13 protein-coding genes are annotated in these 20160 nt (G+C 49.3%); 8 read left to right on the forward strand and 5 right to left on the reverse strand.

Annotated features, from left to right (window positions below):
* Positions 1-9 precede the first annotated feature (9 nt).
* Genes BZG72_RS02825 through BZG72_RS02835 form a run of 3 tightly spaced genes read left to right on the forward strand, consistent with a single transcriptional unit; the run spans position 10 to position 4726 of the window.
* Positions 10-675, forward strand: a complete 666-nt coding sequence (locus tag BZG72_RS02825) for a transglutaminase-like cysteine peptidase (protein ID WP_046075590.1) — start codon at positions 10-12, stop codon at positions 673-675.
* Positions 676-681: 6 nt separating this feature from the next.
* Positions 682-2616 carry an EAL domain-containing protein gene (locus tag BZG72_RS02830; protein ID WP_077666030.1) on the forward strand — a complete coding sequence of 645 codons (1935 nt, stop codon included), beginning with the start codon at positions 682-684 and terminating at the stop codon, positions 2614-2616.
* Positions 2609-4726 carry a type I secretion system permease/ATPase gene (locus BZG72_RS02835; RefSeq protein WP_046075592.1) on the forward strand — a complete coding sequence of 706 codons (2118 nt, stop codon included), beginning with the start codon at positions 2609-2611 and terminating at the stop codon, positions 4724-4726. Before BZG72_RS02830 ends, BZG72_RS02835 begins: the two co-directional genes overlap by 8 nt.
* Before the next feature lie 22 nt (positions 4727-4748).
* Here BZG72_RS02835 and BZG72_RS02840 read toward each other — a convergent pair whose 3' ends face one another.
* From BZG72_RS02840 to BZG72_RS02855, 4 genes are all read right to left on the reverse strand, one after another.
* Positions 4749-6413: a DUF342 domain-containing protein gene (locus BZG72_RS02840; RefSeq protein WP_077579445.1), complete on the reverse strand. Its 1665-nt coding sequence runs from the start codon at positions 6411-6413 to the stop codon at positions 4749-4751.
* A 364-nt stretch (positions 6414-6777) separates the two neighbouring features.
* On the reverse strand, positions 6778-8805 hold the full coding sequence (locus BZG72_RS02845) for a GNAT family N-acetyltransferase (protein WP_077666031.1): 2028 nt from the start codon (positions 8803-8805) through the stop codon (positions 6778-6780).
* A gap of 101 nt (positions 8806-8906) precedes the next feature.
* Complete coding sequence (locus tag BZG72_RS02850; protein WP_046075595.1) at positions 8907-9878, reverse strand: ParB/RepB/Spo0J family partition protein; 972 nt, start codon at positions 9876-9878, stop codon at positions 8907-8909.
* Between the two features lie 9 nt (positions 9879-9887).
* Entirely contained in the window at positions 9888-11096 is a 1209-nt protein-coding gene (locus tag BZG72_RS02855; RefSeq protein WP_046076018.1) for a ParA family protein, read from the reverse strand.
* Between the two features lie 1357 nt (positions 11097-12453).
* On the opposite strand from BZG72_RS02855, the gene BZG72_RS02860 reads away from it, so the two are divergent.
* The 3 genes from BZG72_RS02860 (at position 12454) to BZG72_RS02870 (ending at position 16373) form a co-directional block, all read left to right on the forward strand.
* Entirely contained in the window at positions 12454-14433 is a 1980-nt protein-coding gene (locus BZG72_RS02860; RefSeq protein WP_077666032.1) for a replication initiator protein RctB domain-containing protein, read from the forward strand.
* A gap of 278 nt (positions 14434-14711) precedes the next feature.
* A complete protein-coding gene (locus BZG72_RS02865) occupies positions 14712-15584 on the forward strand; it encodes a DMT family transporter (RefSeq protein ID WP_046075597.1) in 873 nt (290 codons plus the stop codon).
* 159 nt (positions 15585-15743) lie between these two features.
* Positions 15744-16373, forward strand: coding sequence for a GNAT family N-acetyltransferase (locus BZG72_RS02870; protein WP_077666033.1), 630 nt, complete (start codon positions 15744-15746; stop codon positions 16371-16373).
* On the opposite strand, the gene BZG72_RS02875 is transcribed toward BZG72_RS02870, so the two are convergent.
* Positions 16341-18599: a bifunctional diguanylate cyclase/phosphodiesterase gene (locus BZG72_RS02875; protein ID WP_052708109.1), complete on the reverse strand. Its 2259-nt coding sequence runs from the start codon at positions 18597-18599 to the stop codon at positions 16341-16343. The two genes, BZG72_RS02870 and BZG72_RS02875, sit on opposite strands and share 33 nt — an antisense overlap.
* A gap of 478 nt (positions 18600-19077) precedes the next feature.
* On the opposite strand from BZG72_RS02875, the gene BZG72_RS02880 reads away from it, so the two are divergent.
* Both BZG72_RS02880 and BZG72_RS02885 read left to right on the forward strand, forming a co-directional pair.
* Positions 19078-19860, forward strand: a complete 783-nt coding sequence (locus BZG72_RS02880; protein WP_052708110.1) for an HAD-IA family hydrolase — start codon at positions 19078-19080, stop codon at positions 19858-19860.
* 18 nt (positions 19861-19878) lie between these two features.
* The gene (locus BZG72_RS02885) at positions 19879-20142 is read left to right on the forward strand and encodes a DUF3081 domain-containing protein (protein WP_046075599.1); all 264 of its coding nucleotides are present in this window, start codon (positions 19879-19881) and stop codon (positions 20140-20142) included.
* Positions 20143-20160 lie beyond the last annotated feature (18 nt).

A 20160-nucleotide genomic window follows, 5' to 3' on the forward strand; every position in this document is an offset into this window, starting at 1 on the left:
AAAATATTTATGAAGCAATGGCATATTGCCGGGTTATGTTTGTTGCTCTCTCTCAGCGCGATGAGCCTGACCACCAAAGAGTCACGCTGGGTGGGGCAAGTGTCGAGTTTTTATGGTGAACGCGCGGGTAAGCGTGTCACGGCGTGGCGCAACATGGTGGAAAATACGCAAGGCGTGTCAGAGCAAGAAAAGCTGCGCAAAGTGAACGATTTTTTTAATCAGCTGTATTTTGTCGATGATATCGACTTATGGGGAAAAAAAGACTATTGGGCAACGCCCTTAGAGTTTCTTGGCGCAGCGGCCGGTGATTGTGAAGACTTTAGTATTGCAAAATATTTTTCTCTTCGCGAATTAGGCATTGATGATAAAAAACTGCGCCTGGTGTACGTAAAAGCAATCCGTCTCGACCAATTTCATATGGTCGTTGCGTATTACCCAACGCCATCATCCGAGCCGGTGCTACTCGATAACTTAGATCCAACAATTAAACGTGCGTCGTTACGACGCGATCTACTGCCAATATATAGCTTCAATGGTAGCCGACTATGGTTAATGAAAGAACGCGGCCAAGGCGAGCTTGCAGGCAACGCTTCCCGGCTTGGCCTTTGGAACGATTTACGTAGCCGTATCGACACCTTAAAGATGCAAAAACCGATTAGACAATTTGATAGGTAAACACCGATGACGTTATTCAATCAAATATTCTCGTGGATGCTAGTGATTTTCTTCTGCATAGTGCTGGCCGTCTTCGGTATCGAGCTGAATACCACACGCAACTTTTTACTCAATCAGCAAACCTCTGATGTCAACAACACGGTCAATTCGATGGGGCTAGCCTTAGCACCCTACTTAGAATCGGATGATAAAGTCGCCGCCGAGTCGGTGATCAATGCGTTTTTTGATGGCGGTTTTTACCGCGAAGTTAATCTGACCTTGCTGTCAGATAGCAGTGAGATTGTTCGCGAGTATCCCGTACAAATCCAGGGTGTGCCCCAGTGGTTTATCGACCTCGATGTTTTCCCTGTGATCACCGAAAAACAAACCATCACCAGTGGTTGGATGCAACTTGCCGAAGTCGAAGTGGTCGCGCATCCAGGTTATGCGTATAAGCAACTGTGGAAATCATTTGTCCAGTTAGGGACAATTTTGGCAATCATCTTTTTGGTCGCGTCCGTGATCATTGGTTGGCAATTACAGCGATCGCTGAGACCCCTTGCCCGTATTACGGCTAAAGCAGGCGAAATCGCCAAAAACAAGTTTGGTGATCCCATTCCGCTCCCTCCCACGACAGAGCTAAAAACCGTGGTCAGTGCCATTAATGTCATGACCGATCAGCTCAAACACTACTTTGAACAACAGGCAAAAGAAGCCGATAGGTTACGTAAAACCGCCTACCGAGATGCGGTATCTGGCCTTGGCAACCGCAGCTTCTATGTTGGCCAGCTTAAATCTTGGTTAACTGAATCGGGTGTTGGCGGTATGGTCTTAATCAAAGTAGATCTCATTGGAGAGGCCTATAAAAACCAAGGCTTCGAATCTGGGGATCGTATTGTTGAGCAATTTGCGAATAACCTCACCACCACGATTATCAGCGACGATAGCATGACAGCAGCGCGCTTGAGCAAAGATGAATTTGTGATCCTAGCGCCTAACTCAGACCCCGATGACTTGCGCTTACTCGGCGAGAGTGTGCTCGCCATGGTAGTAGACATGCAAGCGGATCCGACCGGCCTCACTCCGCCTAAGGTAGCAGTGGGGTTAGCCATCAACGGCGGCGGAAATCAGGATGCCAGTGTGCTGCTGTCACAAGCGGATAACGCCTTGTCACAGGCACGCAATACGCCGGAGCACCCTGTCGTACTGATTGACCAATCTATCGGTGACGCTGCAATGGGTAAACAGCAATGGAAAGCACTGCTGCATGAAGCCGTGGCCAAAGAGCTGTTTGTGTTCAAATACCAACCCGCCACAGACAGCGAATCAAACCGGTTGCATCAAGAGGTCTTTTCCGCGATAGAAAAGGACGAGCACTATTATGGCGCTGGCCACTTTTTAGGGGCGGTAGAGCAGCTCCAACTGGGTGAAACCCTCGATAAATATGTCATCACTCACGTGATTAAAACCTTGTCTCAAGACGCTAGCGTCGGCCCATTGGCGGTTAACCTCACCTTAAGTAGTGTGACCAATGCGTCATTTATTCGGTGGTTGGGGACAACCTTGTACCAGCACCGCAAACTGGCAGGCCAACTGTTATTTGAGATCCCAGAGGTCGCTTTTGTCCGTCACGCTGACCACACTGGCTTGTTGACCGATCAAATCCGTCAAGCAGGCTTCCAATTTGGGGTCGATAATTATGGCCGTAACTTCCAGTCTTTGGATTACTTACAACGCTTTAAGCCCGATTACGTAAAAATAGACTTTGCCTATACCAGTCATATAGAAGACGACGCCCAAGGGCATGTTTTGGCATCCATTTGTCGTACCGCGCATAACTTAAACATCACCACTATCGCGACACGCGTGGAAACAGAAGCACAGCTTGCGCGCCTTTCCGAGCTGTTCGTCAATGGTTTCCAAGGCTATATCTTCAATAATACTCAGGACAGCCATGGTTAAAGATCCGCTTCTGCAATCATTGATTTATGTATCGCGTTACTTCGGTAACGCGAACTCCCCCGATGCCCTTGTGTCTGGGCTCCCTATCTCCGACGGCTACCTGTCACCTTTTTTACTGCCCCGCGCGGCTGAACGTGCGGGGATTGTCGCGAAAGAAGAAGCGATGCCACTCGAGCGCCTCTCTTCGCTGCTCTGCCCGGCTATTTTGCTAATGAAAGATAACGACGCGTGCGTCGTACTAGAAATGGATGCGAAAAAGGGGCGTGCGGAAATCGTTTTGCCGCATGCGGATATGACACCGCGTTGGGTGATGCTTGATGATCTTAACGATGCGTATCTGGGGCGCCTTTTTTTGCTGAAAAAGCAATATCGCTTTGATGAACGCGCGCCAACAGCACAGGTGAAGGATGAGGGCCATTGGTTTTGGGGCACGCTCTGGCAATCACGTCATATTTATCGGGATGTCTTAATCGCCTCACTCTTTATCAATGTCTTTGCGATTAGTGTGCCGCTATTTTCTCGCCTCGTTTACGACAAAATCGTGCCTAACTTGGCCTTCGATTCACTGTGGGTGCTCGCGAGTGGGATTTTGGTCATTTTTGTCTTCGACTTACTCCTTAAATTGCTGCGCAGTTACTTTATTGATATTGCAGGTAAGAAAACAGATTTACTCATTTCTTCACGCATATATGCCAAAGTCATAGGGGTAAGAATGGACGCCAAGCCCCCTTCAGTCGGGGCCTTTGCACGGCATATGCAAGAATTTGAATCCATCCGCGAGTTTTTTACCTCGGCGTCTATATCCACCCTCATCGACCTCCCCTTTGCCATCATCTTCTTGCTCGTGATTTGGTTTGTCGCCGGTCCTTTAGTAATCGTGCCTATCATTGCGGTCACGTTATTGGTCATCCATGCATGGCTAATTCAAAAGCCCCTGCGGCGCACAATTGAGGAAGGGACACGTCTTTCTTCACAAAAGAACGCCAACCTCATAGAAAGCCTGTCAGGGCTTGAGACCATTAAAATATTCGGGGCGGAGAGTCAGTTTCAGTATCGCTGGGAAGAAGCGGTGGCCCATATGGCAAACTGGAGCATCAAAACACGCCGTCTCACAGACTCAGTCCATAACTCGGCCAGTTTTGTTCAGCAGTTTGTCATCGTCAGTATGATTGTATTTGGTGTTTACCAAATAGCCGCGGGCGAACTGACAATGGGGGGATTGATTGCGGCAAGTATGCTGAGCTCAAGAGCAGTAGCGCCCTTGGTTCAATTGTCTTTGCTCTCGACACGCTATCACCAAGCAAAATCAGCACTCGATATCATCGACCAACTGATGGCATTGCCATCAGAACAAACCGAAGGTAAGCGTTATCTACATCGCCCGATGCTGCGTGGCAAAATTGAGCTCGATAAGGTTGACTTTCATTACCCTAACACCACTGCCCTCGCCTTACGGCAAGTGTCCTTTCGCATTTATCCCGGCGAAAAAGTCGGTATTATTGGCCGAGTGGGCTCAGGAAAAACAACGCTTGCCCGCCTGATAGTCGGCCTTTATTCTCCCACCCAAGGCTCGGTTGCCATCGATGATACCGATATCTCTCAACTTCATTATATCGACGTTCGTCGCAATGTCGGTTTTGTCCCTCAAGAGCCGACGCTATTCTTTGGCTCAATCAGAGAGAATATGACCCTCGGCCAGCCACTTGCCGATGATATTGATATTATGGACGCCGCTGCCCGCTCGGGCGTGTTAAGTTTTACCCAATACCATGCCTCAGGACTAGAAAGACAAGTTGGTGAAGGTGGCGTCTTATTGTCTGGGGGACAGCGACAAGCCGTTGCAATTGCTCGCGCCTTTTTAGGCCGCCCACCTGTGATTTTACTCGATGAGCCAACCAGTCAGATGGATAACCGCACAGAGCAGTTCATTAAAACGCAGCTAAAAGATTTACGCAGAGAGGAGACACTCATTCTCAGTACCCACAAAACCAGCATGCTGGATGTGGTTGACCGTCTTATTGTGATGGAGGAAGGATGTGTGGTCGCAGATGGACCGAAAAAGGCAGTGCTTCAGGCCTTAAAAGAAGGAAAAATCCGTAAAGTTGGCTAACAGTTTACACTGTAAACCAGTATCAACCATTGGCTTGATACGGTTTTAATTCAATCGCGGCATTATCGTAAAATAGATGTGATGGGCCGTGTTCTGAGTGAACCAAGTGCTTTTCTTCGCCGATAGTACAGTGAACACGACTAAGTAGCGACTTAGTCGCAATGATACTGGCCGTTTGGTATCCGCTCTCTATCGCTGCGTCTGTTTCTTCTACCATGGTTTCTATTTCACTTAGCGCGGTAGAAAGGTGCTCGCGTGTCGAGCTTATTCTTTCAACCATGGCCGCGTCACGCTTCTCTTCTGGGACCGCTTCAAGTTTTTTCTCTGCCGCCTGGATCTTATCCAATTGGGCACTCTTCTCTTCCCAGCTTTTGTTTAAATTGACGAGTTCCCGTTTAAGTATTGGCAGACGCGGAAAGCAATGTATATACGTATGCGCCCCTGCGCTCGCGCCGATAATCACCGCCTGGACTTTTTCGCCCACTTCATGCTTACCGCCCGCCAACGTGCCTTTGCGCTTGGTGGCATCACTAATAACGATTGACTGCCCTACATGCGTTTTGCAATGCATCGCATGCAAGGTAAGTTCTAGGTTTTGATTGGCACAGAGTGTGGCATATTGCGCGAACTTGGCGACGATATTGCCCTCCGCAACCAGGGTGCAGTTGATGTCAGAGTCTGCTGCGACTTGTCGACCAATGATCCCATTTTGGACAATAATGTCTGCGCCAGCGGTAATGGTCGCTGATTCCACTACCCCTCCCACGGTGACCGTTCCCGATGCTGTTACCTTCATACCCACTTCAACATCACCTTTAATCACCACACTGCCTTCAAAGTTGACATGCCCGGTGCCGACATCAACCGCATCTAAGCTCAATGCATCATCGACCGCCACGCCGTCTTTTTGTAACCGTGGGATCCCAGCCATGGTCGCCACTAGAATATTAGGGTCTTTGTTACTTAACTCGCTGCCTGGGTGCGCGGTCAATGTCATTGGCTTACCGGAAGATGTCGATAACACCGACCCAGTTACAGTAAAGCCCTCATAGCCCGATGTTTCAGGGATCAGTTTAGCTAAAGGCTGTCCTTGCTTAACCATCACCATTTCACCCAAATCACGCATGTCAACGGTTCCATCCTCACGCTGTTTGGGACGGCGAACACGCTCGGCAGGATCTTCAATGAGATAGACAAGGTGCGCATCTTCGCCCGCAACCGGCTGCCGACCGAATGCGACGGGAACATCAAGGTATTCACCAGGTTTGAGCTTTCCTGACGCGGAGAGAAGTTTTTGCAGGGTCGGCTTTTTTATCCCTCGAACGATATTGGCATCACGCAGCGTCGAGAGAATGTCATCGGCTTTCAGTCCACGCCCGCCACACGCGCCGTTAACGATCAAATAGGCCGTCATTTTATCGTCGGCGATGCGCGCTTCGATGGTTGCATCACGGCGTTCTGCAATAATGAAGTCTTCCGACTCAGCATCATCCGGCGACGCGTTTAACTTGGTTAATGCTGACTCTATCGTATCATCAAAACAAAAAAAGCCCTCGACTTGGTTGCTCACCAACCAGTCCTTGATTTGTTTTTTCTCTATCGGTTGGCCATTGGTATGCTCGACTTTCCCTGCCGATAAGTATACACGCTGACCATCCTGAGAGACGCGGAGGATATCGTCTAGCATCTCGCTTCCTGCCTATCTAATCCCTGTGGCGGCCTTATTAGCCAGATAAACCACTTGGCAATGCGCTTGCTCCATCATCTCGAGGAGCCTTGCACTCGACTGTTGTCACTGATTAGATTAGTCCAAATCTAATGCAAGTGCGCGCAATTGTCTCATTTATAATAAATTATACAGGTTTATCCCGCTTGGGAGCAGGATCACTGATAAAAACGTGACCAGGATAGGATTAATTCAGTCGCCCTCAGCACGACCCCCATAATGAAGGGTAGTAGACCGATTTACAGTGTAAATAAACGTAATAAGCGACAGCGTTTACACTGTAAACCAAGCCACTGCCACGTGTTTAGTTTACAGTGTAAATGGGTCATGTCGTCATGTGTATTTGAATATAATTCCGTATCCGGGATTCCGCATCCCTCTTTCCTGCCAGCTGATACCTGGTGCAGACAACAGACCAAGGCAACCCTAACAAAATACGGCTAACCAGAATGGGTAACGTGGCATTTTCGTCGTCTTTCTGGACGCGACCTATATGATGATATAACCAAGCCTGTAAGCTTGAGAGGGCAGCATCGACCCCCACCCCTCCGGCAACAAATCCATCAATTTGTTGTCTTACTTCCTCCGATAGCGGTGCGGTTGGTAACCCAGCAATGATAGAGGCAGCGATGTCAGTTTCCATCCGTTGATGGCTCGTGAGCATCTGAATGGGAAGGTTTTGCCTAAATAAGCGTAACGCCTGATCACACCATTTCAAAGGCTGGATAGGCTTAAGCATTTGCAGCGAATAGCACCCACTGGCTTGATCGCGTTTTAATCCCAATTTAACCGGCTTAAATCCTTGCTTAAACCAAAACGGCGTCAGCACTGCGGTTGCACCGAAGCTAACACCGACCCCGACCACTGAGGCTTCAGCCGCGTGTTTATTCACGGTCGCGAGCAACCGTTGACCGACGCCTTGCTGTCGAAAAGGCTCAGACACGGCAATGCGTTGGACTCGCCAGAGCCTGTCGTGCAGAACCTCCGCGAGCCCCAAATGCGCGGCGACCGATTGGCTAAACAGATGCCCTCTTATCCGGCGTTGTCCTGCGACCACCGCGTGACAAGTTTGCCAATCTAATCCTCCTTCTTGGCTCACCACACACGCGGCAACCAATTTATTATTGAGCCAGCCAGCAAAAATTAAGACGGCGTCATCGTCCAGAAGACGGGCTAAGTCGTTAGGCGATGTTTGATAATGGGCCGCGATCAGTAATGTGAATAACTGCCGTAAACACGCCTCATCTCGATACAACTGCTGACGGCTAAGCGGCTCAATCACCATATCGTTCACCCACCCTGTTTCGAGCATATCGGCCTGATCGCTGCCTACGTCGTCGTCGCCATTCAGTAAAAAGAGGGCGTTCAACGTGCGCTCAACCGGATCATCGTCAGCCCATCTCATAGGCGCCGTGAGTTTCAATGTGCGCCACTGCGGCTGCTCGACGTCCAACATTTGCTTGAGTCGGAGCGTAAAAGCACGTCCTGTCCCTTCATAGCCATGCTCGGTCGTTGCAATCGCAACGCGACTGTATTGATTCAGCCATTGGCTGATTATCGGAAGTGGGATTGCGGCCGCTTCATCAACCAATAACAAGTCTGCTGCTGGCGCGTCTTGTAGCAGCGCATCAGGGGCAATAAAGCGTATCTGGCTTCCTTGATAGTCGATATGTTGGCCAGCATCATCGACCTGAAGGGTAGCTTTCAGATGATGAAAAAGCGTTGATGCATGGGCTGGGGAAGGCGATGACACAATGATGCGTCTTGGTTTTTTCATCATCAAGTTAGCCGCGGCCATCCCTAATGCGGCTGATTTCCCCCGACCGCGGTCAGCGGTTAGCAGCAGGGGACGGCGCCGATGTCCAGTCACGACTTTTTCCACGGCAGCAATCGCATCATCCTGAGTCACTGAATGCGTTTGATGTTTCGCTGGACGTGGCTGAGGTAAACGATGCAGCCAATGACAATTAAATGCGACGCTATCATCTTCACTCAAACAGCGAAGAAGGCGTTGTACGGACGGAGGCATTTCGTTATCGAGGGCGGCAATTCGGAGTACAATGAGTGCACCCGCGCGGCAACAACCGACTATGGCGCAAAAGGCTTCCGCATTAAATTGCGCATTCACCTCCACCACGATATGACCACATTCTTGTCCCAGCTTTTGATGTGCTTGGCGCCAACTCAAACCATATTCTGTGTTTCCCACAATCAGCGGGGGCTGAGTCTCACCAAAGCCGGCCAGTACAGTCGCCAAGTCCTGATCGACACAAACCAGTTGACGGTGGGAGTAGTGCGCTGCACGTAAGATCAGTGGCTCAAAAAAGTCTTCCAATGTGGGTAATGTCATCATGTTTCCATAAGGCTTTTACCAAGCGGATAGGAGATGATAACACGCAAAAAAAAACGACACGCTAGGCATGTCGTTTTTAACGCTGGGGCATGTGCAAAATATTAGTTTTCTAGCGCTTGTTTAATCAGTGCCAGAATTCGGTCTGCGTCCTCATCACTGACTTTCTTTAAACTAATATTCAGGTTATTTCCTTTGCGACGATAAGACGCACGTCCGTCCAACAAGGTTTTGGCTTGCTCTCGTTCACTCGATGTCGGCTCGACAAGTTCATCTTTAAACTGCTCAATCAACTGGGTGACTTCTCGCGTAATACGCGTCACTCCTTGCGCCTCTACCTGTTGCCATAAAGGCGTGTCACCAAGCTTGGCAACCAGCTTTTGTTGCAGGGACGCATCAAGGCTAAAATATAAGCGATGCAACTTCACAATGGTTGGCCGTCCCAGCTCAGACACACTGGGGTAGGCTTGCAGTAGTGGTAAGGGCAGGGCCGCGGCTTTTAAGGCACCGCTGACCAAGGCTTCGCTACACTGACACGCACTCGCCAATGCTTTTTGATCACTCACTTCGCCACTGTCTAACATTGCCTGCATCTCTTTACCGCGTTCATAAAGCGATAACGGTTTGTGGGCATTGGCGACATCGGACAAGAATTTAGCATGGCGTGTACTGATGCCTTTCGCCACGTAGACTAAGAAATCTTGTTCTGCAATCAGACACGACATGCGGCGTCGGCTACCGTCGAGGACTTCAATACGACCATCGTCAAGCCAACGACCCACAGCAGGGTACTGCTGGCCATGTGCTTTTAACGTTACCAAAATATCGGATAACGCGAGTTCATTCAGAAATGACTGCTCTCGCGCATTCTTATCAAAAACGGTCGTTTTATCTCGGATCTCACTGGCAGGGACTTTTACCAGCTCAAATTCAACCGTGTGTTCACCAGCGACCGCAAGTTCAATGACTGCCGCTTTCTCACTCGCTGCACTCTGAGCTTCTTGCGTTGTCGTTGCTCGTCGCTTGTCTGCTTTGGCAAACAAACGCGCATTTAAATCAGAGGTCTTAATGGCCATTTTTTGTGATTACTCCTGATTGAGCTGAGACCAGTGGCTGTGCAGCACACGCTCTAGTTCTAAACCGACACGATGGACGGCATCTTGGGCTGTCGACAAGGTCTTCTTACCGCCTTCAAAATCTTGAGAGGTAAGATCAAAGACTGTGCTGTAAGTGTCGGCACAGGTCTCAAACGCGCGACTTCTTGGAATGGTCGCCATCATTACTTGTTCACCCAAAAGATAATTCATTTCCGTTAAGACCGAAATCTGTTTTTTGTTGTCATCTTCAAACATAGTCGGCATTAAACGAACAAACTCAAGGCCATGCCAGTCTTCAGGGAACATCTCATAGACTTGTGGCAGATGCTGGAAAAAGTTCACCGTCGACGCCCAATCGAGGCGTTTTGCCGCACAAGGGATCACTAACGAGTTCGAGGCGTACATCGCATTCCACACCAGCGGATCGATATGCGGGCCTGTATCTATCATGATAATGTCAAACTCATCACTGATTGGGTCGATGACTTTTTCTTGCAGCAACTCAACCACGTTCAGAGACTGGCTAGTCGCCAGTGCTTGCCATGCCTCAGCATTAAACATCGCGTCTTCTGGAAAGGCCGCCATGGTTTTTAAGTTTGGATACTGTGTCGGCAGTAAGACATTACGCATCATGAAGTCTTTGTCTGCAGGCTGGGGCGTATTATCCAGCATGACGTCAACGGCGGAGTAAATCCCCTCTTGCTCGGTCAAACTAATTTGTGGATTGAGGAACAGTCGCAATGAGCCTTGTGGATCCAAGTCGATTAAGCAAATGCGATAACGCTTTTCCAAGTTGAGGGCCATACATGCCGCTAAGTGCACCGCACTCATGGATTTACCCGTTCCGCCTTTCTGGTTCTGGATGTTTACCACCCAAGGCTTATGGGTTTTTCCTTTACGCTCATGGAAAGTCGGCACGTTCGCCGCATCCATGATTTGGTGCGCCTCATCGAGTGTAATCGAATAATGGTTAGCATTGTTTTTAGTGAACTGATGTCCCTCTTGCTCCATGCGAGAGATCGCTTCATCGAGCTTTCGCCGCGTTAACCCCGAACGCGTTTCCATTAATGCTTTTGACATCGGTGGAAAGAGTTGGTCGTGGCGTTCTTCCATTACAATCTCGACCCGATCAGACTGAACCTGTTTCGTCTGCGCGGCGATATTGCGGAGGTTTTCAATCGTCTTTTCCCTATCCATATTCTTTTTCGCCTTAACGAGAAATAATTGCCGATTGTACAGCACATTCTATTCAAAACAATAAAAAGGTGAACAAAAGCCAATCAAATAAAGATCCTGCTCACAATTGTTATCATGGATGATTGATGAAAACATCGACGAATAGTTGGTTATACTCACTTCGACAAACCATGCGATAAATTCCTCACATTTAAAATGTCACAGCGTCACTTATTTACAATGTAAACAGTTGATAGAGTCGGAAGCCTATCTTTGAATGGCTAATTTACGGTACCCGATCGTTGAACCGAATTTATCGCCTTTTACCCCTTAAGAGGGGAGAGCGGTTAACAATCTCACCCATTAGCCGTTCATGCGATGGCTTACCGCGGTTTTGATCATTTTTCCCGTAACGATGATCAAGGTGTTCGGCCTTAATGGATGCTAATACTTGATCATGCTTTCGAGAGTAAAGGCGCTGTTGGGGAAGCATGATCAAGCAGAATTATGGGTTAAATCATCGGCAAATCTGCGCGATGTGTCTCTGTATATTACGGAACAATGATCAAGACTGGCTGTAAAGACTACCAGCCTGTGCGGTTGTTCGGAACGATATAGTCGAACCGCCAAATTACGGATAACGTCAGGTGTAACAAGGGATCGAGAAGGATCCGGGCATTCCATCCATATCACGTGGACTAAACAACGGTTTACATCAAGATGATCGAACAGCACGATCTCATACATGATCATTGTTCCACTAACCGGACACATACATTCCTATGGCAGTTATACTGTCAATGTCATTTCGATTTGGAGGATGAGAGTGAAATAGTCGCTAGCCTTATCGGCAACATGCACGCTTTTTCATCAAATCAGCTAAAAAAGCGCTGTCTTGATCATTGTTCCTAAGCCTCATTAGCCTGATTAACCACCGAATCCAATAACGTCATCATCCGCGACATCCTATAGCTGTGGATAAGATGTGTATCACGCTTGATCATTGTTTCAGTTATTATCTGATCATTAATGCGGTAAGGTGTTGATCATTGATGCAGGCCTCACTTGATCATCGTTGGTGCATGATGTTGATCATGCCTCCAAGACATTGATGATCATGCTTTCGAGAGGGATGAAATTATAATTCATAAAAATCATGGTGTTATAACAAACTAGCCACTCGGATCATAAGATCAGATCATCAAATTAGATCAGAATAATCATAAAGATCAGTTAAAAAGCGCAATAAAAAAGATCTTTCTTTTTGGGTCTTTTTTTATTAGTCTTTCCCTGGAAGAGTGATCGATTTACGGTTTCCGTCACCTCAATTTAAAAAAATGCGCGTTGAGTATGCCCGTGACAAAGGATTTAAGCTGACATGAGTGCCAGTAAACCCGGAAAAATCTTGATAAAAGCCCCTCGCTCCCACAAAGACGGGCATTTGTTCGCCGTACACGATCAGTTGATTGATTGGCTTGCACAGTATGAGCACTTTAAAGGGGTAACCAAAAGTATTCTAGAGCTACTGAACTTAATTTCAGTACGCGGTTTTGCCTCTCAAGACGGGTATGTATCCACCACAGAATTGGTTGACGCAACAGACGGGCAACTCACTCGCGCAGCCATCCAACAACGACTCCGTGCCGCTGTCCAGTTAGGACTGTTCATTCAGCAACCCGTGCGGTTTGAAGAAGGACTCGCAGGCAAAACCATGCTGCATCAGTTTGTTAATCCCAGCCGATTGATTTCATCACTCGGCAGTGCAGGCTTGATGACAGAAAAAAGTCGCGATGCCGTCAAGCAAAAACGGTCGAAAGCGTTAGCGCAAACGCAAGTTAATCGACAATTGCTCAGTGAACATGGACTAGGCACCCCTCCGATGATGCCTGGTGAAAAAGATCAGATTTTGGTCTCACCGACCAGTTGGGCTGGGATCATTGATCAAGCGCTTGCTCCACCGCGAACCAAAAAGGGTTATCAGAAGTCGATGGTGGCGATCAGCGGCACTAAGGCGATCATTGAAACGCGATCGGCCAAGTCGATCATGACGGTTGATGATCTGATGACACTGTTCGCCCTGTTCACCCTCACGGTGCAGTATCATGATCATCATTTACCCAATTACGAGTTACAGACCCAATCTATAGGCAACAAAACACCGATCTATATCACTGATATCCTGCAGTTACGGGGTAAAAAAGACAGTGGTCCTGCGCGTGATGCCATCCGCGAGAGCATTGATAGAATCGAGTTTACTGACTTTCAGCTTCATGAACTAACGGGTCGTTGGCTGAGTGAAAACATGCCAGAAGGGTTCAAAAGTGACCGATTCCGGTTCTTAGCCAGAACCATTACCGCTTCCGAGGAAGCGCCCAAAGAGGGTGAAGATGGTGAGGTCAGGATCAAGCCCAACCTTTATATCTTGGTATGGGAGCCTTCGTTCTTTGAAGAATTGATGACGCGTGATTACTTCTTTTTATTTCCACCAGAAATATTGCGTCAGCATACCTTGGTGTTTCAACTCTATTCGCTCTTCAGAAGCCGTATGTCGCGTCGACTCGAAGATACCATGCTACTTAGCGAGCTGAACCAAAAAATGGCCCGTAATATCGAATGGCGCCGTTTTTCCAGTGATTTAACCCGGGAGCTCAGAAAGCTGGCTGAAGGTAAGGTGACAGAGTCTGTCTTTGCGGTGAACTTGTGGGGATATCACTTAACGTTAACGCGCGAAGATGAAGAGAAAAAATATCCTGACTATCGCATGGATATAAAGTGCAACGTCGACGAAGTGATCCGCTACTCTCGTGCCAAAATGTATAACGAGGGCAAGCGCTCGTTGGCTCCCACTATGCCCAATCCGCTGAGAAATGAGATCCTTCCTAGCCAAGACCTTGATCAGCTTTCCGGGATCATTGATGGCGAGTTTGAACCGATCCAGCGCAAAGAGAAGAGCAGTGGCCGGTTAGGGCGTCGTGTGAAACAACGCAAGCACTTGGTTGAGATTAATGCGGATGAGCTGACCATTGTGCTCTCAAAGTATACGTCTGAGGAGGCGTTGCAACGCAGCATTACCGCGCTGTCGGCGATGACAGGCCATCCTTCCTCCGTGATTACCGAAGAATGTCAGGGTTATCTCGAAAAACTGGATTGGTTGCGGGTCGGTGATCAGGTCGTCTCCTATGAAACGCTCAGCCGTACGATTGAGTTTTACAATCAACAACAGCTCGATAGACATCTTTCTATTGAAAAGTTGATATCTGGGTTAGCCGTGCGAAGAAAAGTCTGTCAGCGCGTGTTTGAGGGCCATCTCGATGGGCAAGTGCTCAAGGCCTTGGATGACATAGCGATGGGAGGGTAGTGACCGATTTTGCAGGTTGTTGACGTGGTAATGACACAACCTTTGATGAGCGGCGTAAACTACTCACTGATAGATACCTTTGTCCTATTGGGTGCCTTGATGGCACCATTTGGCTAATCACTTGCCGAGCGGGCTTTGCCCGCTTTTTTCTTCCTTGCCAACGATGATGCGTTTCCCCTCTTTGTCGTGGGGTCACGTCAGCTATTGGTTTTATTCTGCGTTTTACAGTGTAAACTGCCTACTTTCTTCCACGCTATATTGGGCTTTGCGAGGCCATGATGCCATTTCTCTTGCCATTGGCGGCGGTGCTCATTTGGTCGGTCAACACGATTGTAAACAAGATGTCTGTCACTGTGATTGCACCGGGTGCGATGGCATTCTATCGGTGGTTTTTTGCCATTTTGGTATTAACGCCGTTTTGTTTACCGACATTATGGCGCCAACGACGTGCGGTGCGTTGCTATGCACCACGTCTTGCCATTCTAGCGCTGTTAGGCATGGTCACTAACCAATCCGTTGCCTATTTTGCTGCGCAAACCACGACGGCGACCAATATGGCGCTGATTATGTCGTTGGTGCCCATGTTGAGCTTGTTGATCAGTGTGCCTGTGCTGTCACAGCCGTTGACGATGCGTGCGATCCTCGGGGCCGTGTTATCCTTCGCTGGCTTGGTGTATATGCTAACGCTGGGCAAACCGCTTTCTCTTTTTCACGCAGGCGCGTCGGTGGGAGACGGGCTAATGCTGGTATGTGCGTCCTCGTATGCGCTGTATTGCGTTTTACTTAAACGTTGGTCGATGGCGCTGTCCAATTGGGTGTCTGTGTATGTACAAGCTGTATTTGCGGTGGTGATGTTGTTGCCCGTTCTGTGGATGGCGCCCAGTCCTGCCATCCCCGCTGACGCCTATCCGCTAGTGGGGTTTGCCGCCTTAGGCGCTTCCGTGCTTGCGCCTGCGATTTGGCTAAACGCTATCGCGCTCAATGGGGCGAGTCGAACGGCGATGTACATGAACCTTTTACCCGTGATGACAGCGGCTATTGCAGTGGCGGTACTGGGAGAAATACTGACTCAGTATCACATCCTCGGTGGAGGGCTTGTGATGCTGGGCGTTGCCATATCACAGCAATCAAGGCAGCCGTCCTGTCAGTAACCGTCTACACTCAATTAAGTGGGTTCTTTGACGGAGGTCGCCAATGTGGTGGTTAATTGAGTTAGACTGGGTACCCTTGTGGGTCATACCGACAAGCGGTCGCGCTGAGCGGACAGCGTCGTCGCCCATCATTTGGTAAAGAGAGAGCAATAATCTTACATGGATGTGGATGTATCTGAATGTTGCGTCGTCACCATTCGGCCTGCGCAGCGCAACGAAGCGCGCTACTTTTGGCGTAATATATATTATTCCCGTGCTTGGAAGCAGTATGATGCGCCGTATACACCGATAGATCCGGTGTCGTTTTGGTCGTTTCGTTTTGGTCTTTTTCGTCGTTTCATCGTGGGTGACACGGCGCAGGTGATTTGTGTGGACAATAAGCCTGTGGGTTATGTCACCCTGTATTGGGAAGACAAGCGCACGCGTTGGTTGGAAGTGGGGATCACTATTTTCGATCCTGTCCACTGGGGCAAAGGTATCGGCCGACGTGCTCTGACGCAGTGGATTGACCAATTATTTATTCGCCACCAAGTCAACCGAATCGGCTTGACCACTTGGTCGGGGAACACGGGGATGATGCGCTGTGCTAAAGCACTAGGGATGCGCGAAGAGGGGCGCTTACGCGCCGTCCGTTATTATCAAGGTGAGTACTATGACTCACTCCGTTATGGGGTATTGCGCGATGAGTGGTTGCAGCAAGCTGCGCCAGTGCGTCAAAACGGTCCCTCGTCCGCCAAGACCCTGGCCGCTGTCGCCTCAACCATGCACCAAGACCATTCGCTGGTTTGATTGCGGCAGTAACCAATCTTCAAGTGCTGTCCGTTCAATCGGCCGAGAGAGCACATACCCTTGCAAGTAGTCACATTGGTGTTGGCGAAGCCAGCATAGCTGCTGTTTCGTCTCGACGCCTTCTGCTACTACGGTTAAACCGACGGCATGTGCCATGGCAATCATTCCTCGACAAAGGGGCGCCGCTTTACCGTTAGGCTGATCGATATCCATAATAAAACTGCGATCCATCTTAATCACGCTAAACGGATATTGGCGCAGCAGCGAGAGTGATGAATACCCGGTGCCAAAGTCATCGAGGTACAGTTTTATTCCCAGTGCGTGAAGCTGACGCAAGTTCCTCCCCACCGTTTCTGAGTGCTCAAGTAAGGCCGTCTCCGTCATTTCTAACCCCAGACACTGAGGCGCAAATTGGTGCCTGGCGATCAGTGAGGCGACGTCATCGGCGAAGGTGGCTGACTGACACTGCTTGGCGGACACATTCACGGTGATAGAAGGGCATTGATTGGCAGGGAAGCGGGTGTGCCAGTTATCCAATACGTCGGCGACTTGCTCGAGCACCCAGTCGCCAAGCTCGATAATATAACCGGTTTCTTCTGCGATTGGGATGAACTCTGCGGGCGAGATCCGCCCTAGCGTCGGATGCTGCCACCGGAGCAGTGCCTCTGCATGGCTGAGTGTTTCTTGTTCGCCATCAAAAATAGGTTGAAACATCAGATGAAACTGCTGCTGTGCCAACCCTTTTTTTAAGTCTTGTTCGACAATAAAACGTTGCTGGACTTTGGCAAGCATGGCCGGCTGGAAAATCGCGAGGCGATCACGGGTTTGCTTGGCGTGATACATGGCAATATCCGCCTGCTGAATAATATCCGTTACCGACGCATTGGCTTTGTTCACCGAGGCAATGCCAATACTGGCGGACAGGTTAATCATATGCTCGTCCACCTTGTAAGGTGTGCTAAGCGCTTGAAGTAGGTGCTTGGCCTTAGTTTGTGCCAATGCCAGTGAACTGTCGGCTTTAAGCAAAATGATGAATTCGTCGCCACCAAAGCGAAACACGCGCTCGCCACTGACGGATTGGTTCAGGCGTTTGGCTACCTGCTTAAGAAGCTTGTCACCCGTCACATGACCGAGAGAGTCGTTAACCACTTTAAACCGATCGAGATCGATAAACAGCAAGGTAAAATGCTCGCTGTATTGGGCGCTCACTTGCTGGAGTGCGCCCTCCAAGGCATTGTCGAGCGCCGCTCGGTTTGCCAGCCCCGTTAAACTGTCGTGCTGTGCTTGGTGGGTGAGCTGGCGGGTCTGCTTGTTGACTAAGTGTTGTGCCAATGACAGTCGGTTGGCGTAGGACCAAAAACTGGCCAGAACCGACAAGCCGAGTGACAGCACCAATAGTCCAACCAGCACCCCGTAGAGTAGCCCCGTGTGCAAGCCGCGTAGATGGGTGAACCTGACCACTAACCCTTCTTCGCTTCCGGCTATCGGAATAGTGATATCGGGTGAGTGAGTATTTCGCCATTTTTGCAATGCTTGCGTTGAGTGCGTGGTAAACATTTGCTGGTGGCCAAAGGCTTCGCGGGCGATTAGCCCCATATCGGGCGCGGGGGTGTCATCTTGCCAGAGTGTGGGTAGAAAGGTATCAAAATAAAGTGTGGTGGAGAGAAAACCGGCTAATTGGCCGTCTCGTGCAGTAATGGCCGCGAACCAACGCACCCCATGTCCTTGCTCATCGTGAATCAGTCTTGCCACCGGTTGGCGCTTAAAATAGGCACGCTCCATGGTGACGGTGTTCTCGCATTGCGCATCCGCGCGCCAACCTAAATATCCCTCTGCCGCGGCTTTGGGGGACAAGTAAAGTGCGGGAAACGTATCACCTCGCATCACCCACTGGCAGGCGTGGTTATTGAGTGGCGGAAAGGGGTGATAGTGACCTTGTTGCGCGGCAAACTGTTTTAACTCAGCGCGATTGACCCGAGGTAGCCACATGACGCTATCAAGCCCTGAGCGCTTTTGGGTATGGTTATCGATAAAGGCATGGAATTTATCACGCGTTGGGCCGCCTTCTTGTTGCAGATAAAGCTGCGCCGATAGTTGTAGCTCATAGAGCTGAGAAAACGCTTTACTGAGAGCGTGACGCTGCTTTTCAACATCGGTAGAAAATCGGCTTTGCTGACGCTGGTTTTCCAAGGTATAGACTGACCAACCTGCGATCAGCGCAATCATAATAACCGTTAGGTAACGCCATAGAGGCTGTGAGGAAAAATACCGCATATAAAGAATACATCGAGTCTCACTATCGAGAGAGACAGGGTAGAGTGCATCGATGACAATCTGTGCCTATTTAGGTTTCATTTTTGTGACAAAGCGATGGTTTTCGATCGCAGGGCGCAGTCAGCCGATCAAAACAATCGTCAAAAACGTGACGGTTTTTTATACAGGGTTAAGGTCGGTATCGGTGAGTGCGAAGATATGTAAATGTGAAATTGATCACGGTATGGTTAGGGGCTTGATTCGCCTCTGAAGTTTGGGCGCAATCGGTCAGTTATACAATTTTGTCTCGGTGATTCGATACATTCTGCCTGCGGTTTTGGTAGGACGCGTTCTCGTTCTCTGCTAACTTTCAAAGACTCGTTGGATAGCAAGTCCGATCCACCGTTCCCTTTCCTTTCTGTCGATAACACACTGATTGTGGAGGCGTTCCATGAAAAAATTGGAGAATATCTCTGCGATATGCTTTGACTTAGACGGCACGATCGCAGACCCTTTTGATGATCTTTATGACGCTGTCCTCGGCATGTTGCGAGGGTTTAATTTGCCAGAGGAAGAGCCCAGTGCGATTCGAGACTGGATTGGTGATGGTGCGGATTTATTGATCCATCGGGTGCTCACGCGACACATTGATGGACGGGTTTCAACCACAGTGTTGAATCAAGCCCGTGCGTTGTTCCTGTCCTCATACTTAGGCAAAAAACCGCCAAAAACTCGACTCTATCCAGGGGTACTTGCTTGCCTTGAAGGACTCTCTCAGCGCCAGTTCCCGATGATATGTACCACGGACATGCAAACGGCGCATGCGAACAGCCTTCTTAGAGCGCTTGGGGTCAGCCACTTTTTTACCCGTATCTTAGGAACGGATGCGATCGCGGCCGGAAAGCCGGATCCCGATAGTATTTTTGAGTCGGCGGCGATTTTAGCGGTTCCGCCATCAGAATTGCTGGTGGTTGGCGATGCGGTGAATGATGTTCATGCGGCAAGGGCGGCGGGCTCTCCTGTCGTCTGTGTTGATTATGGCTATAATTATGGAACAGCGATTCAAAAAACGGGACCAGACACCACCCTTGATACATTGGCAACCTTGCCCAATATTATTTCTAAGCCAAGCCGGATTAAGGTGTCAGGGCATGTGTTGACCACGCCACCGGTATTGGCCGGCCCACTTTATGGTCGTGGATCACGGCCGGGAGGTGGGGCACAGTTTCGCTAACACTGCCAGGAGGGAAGCGTGAAAAACGAACTCGATCCGACCCACCTACTACGCGCCTTTGAGATAGTGACAGAGTATGGTGAAGAAATTGAAGATGGACACCGCCTAGATGGCATCGACGCTTTCTCAGATTATGACGGCTATACCATTTATTTAGCGGGCAATGGCGTACAGTTACGTGTGGGGTTCCACAATACCTATGATCTCGACTATGAGCACGAAAACCTAAAAGAGCAGTTCCTGAAAAAGGTGGATGCTTTGGTCAAAAACTACAAAAAATGACTACGATATCAACTCGTT

Origin of the sequence: Salinivibrio sp. PR6 (assembly GCF_001995955.1) — a bacterium.
Taxonomy (GTDB): Bacteria; Pseudomonadota; Gammaproteobacteria; order Enterobacterales; family Vibrionaceae; genus Salinivibrio; species Salinivibrio siamensis.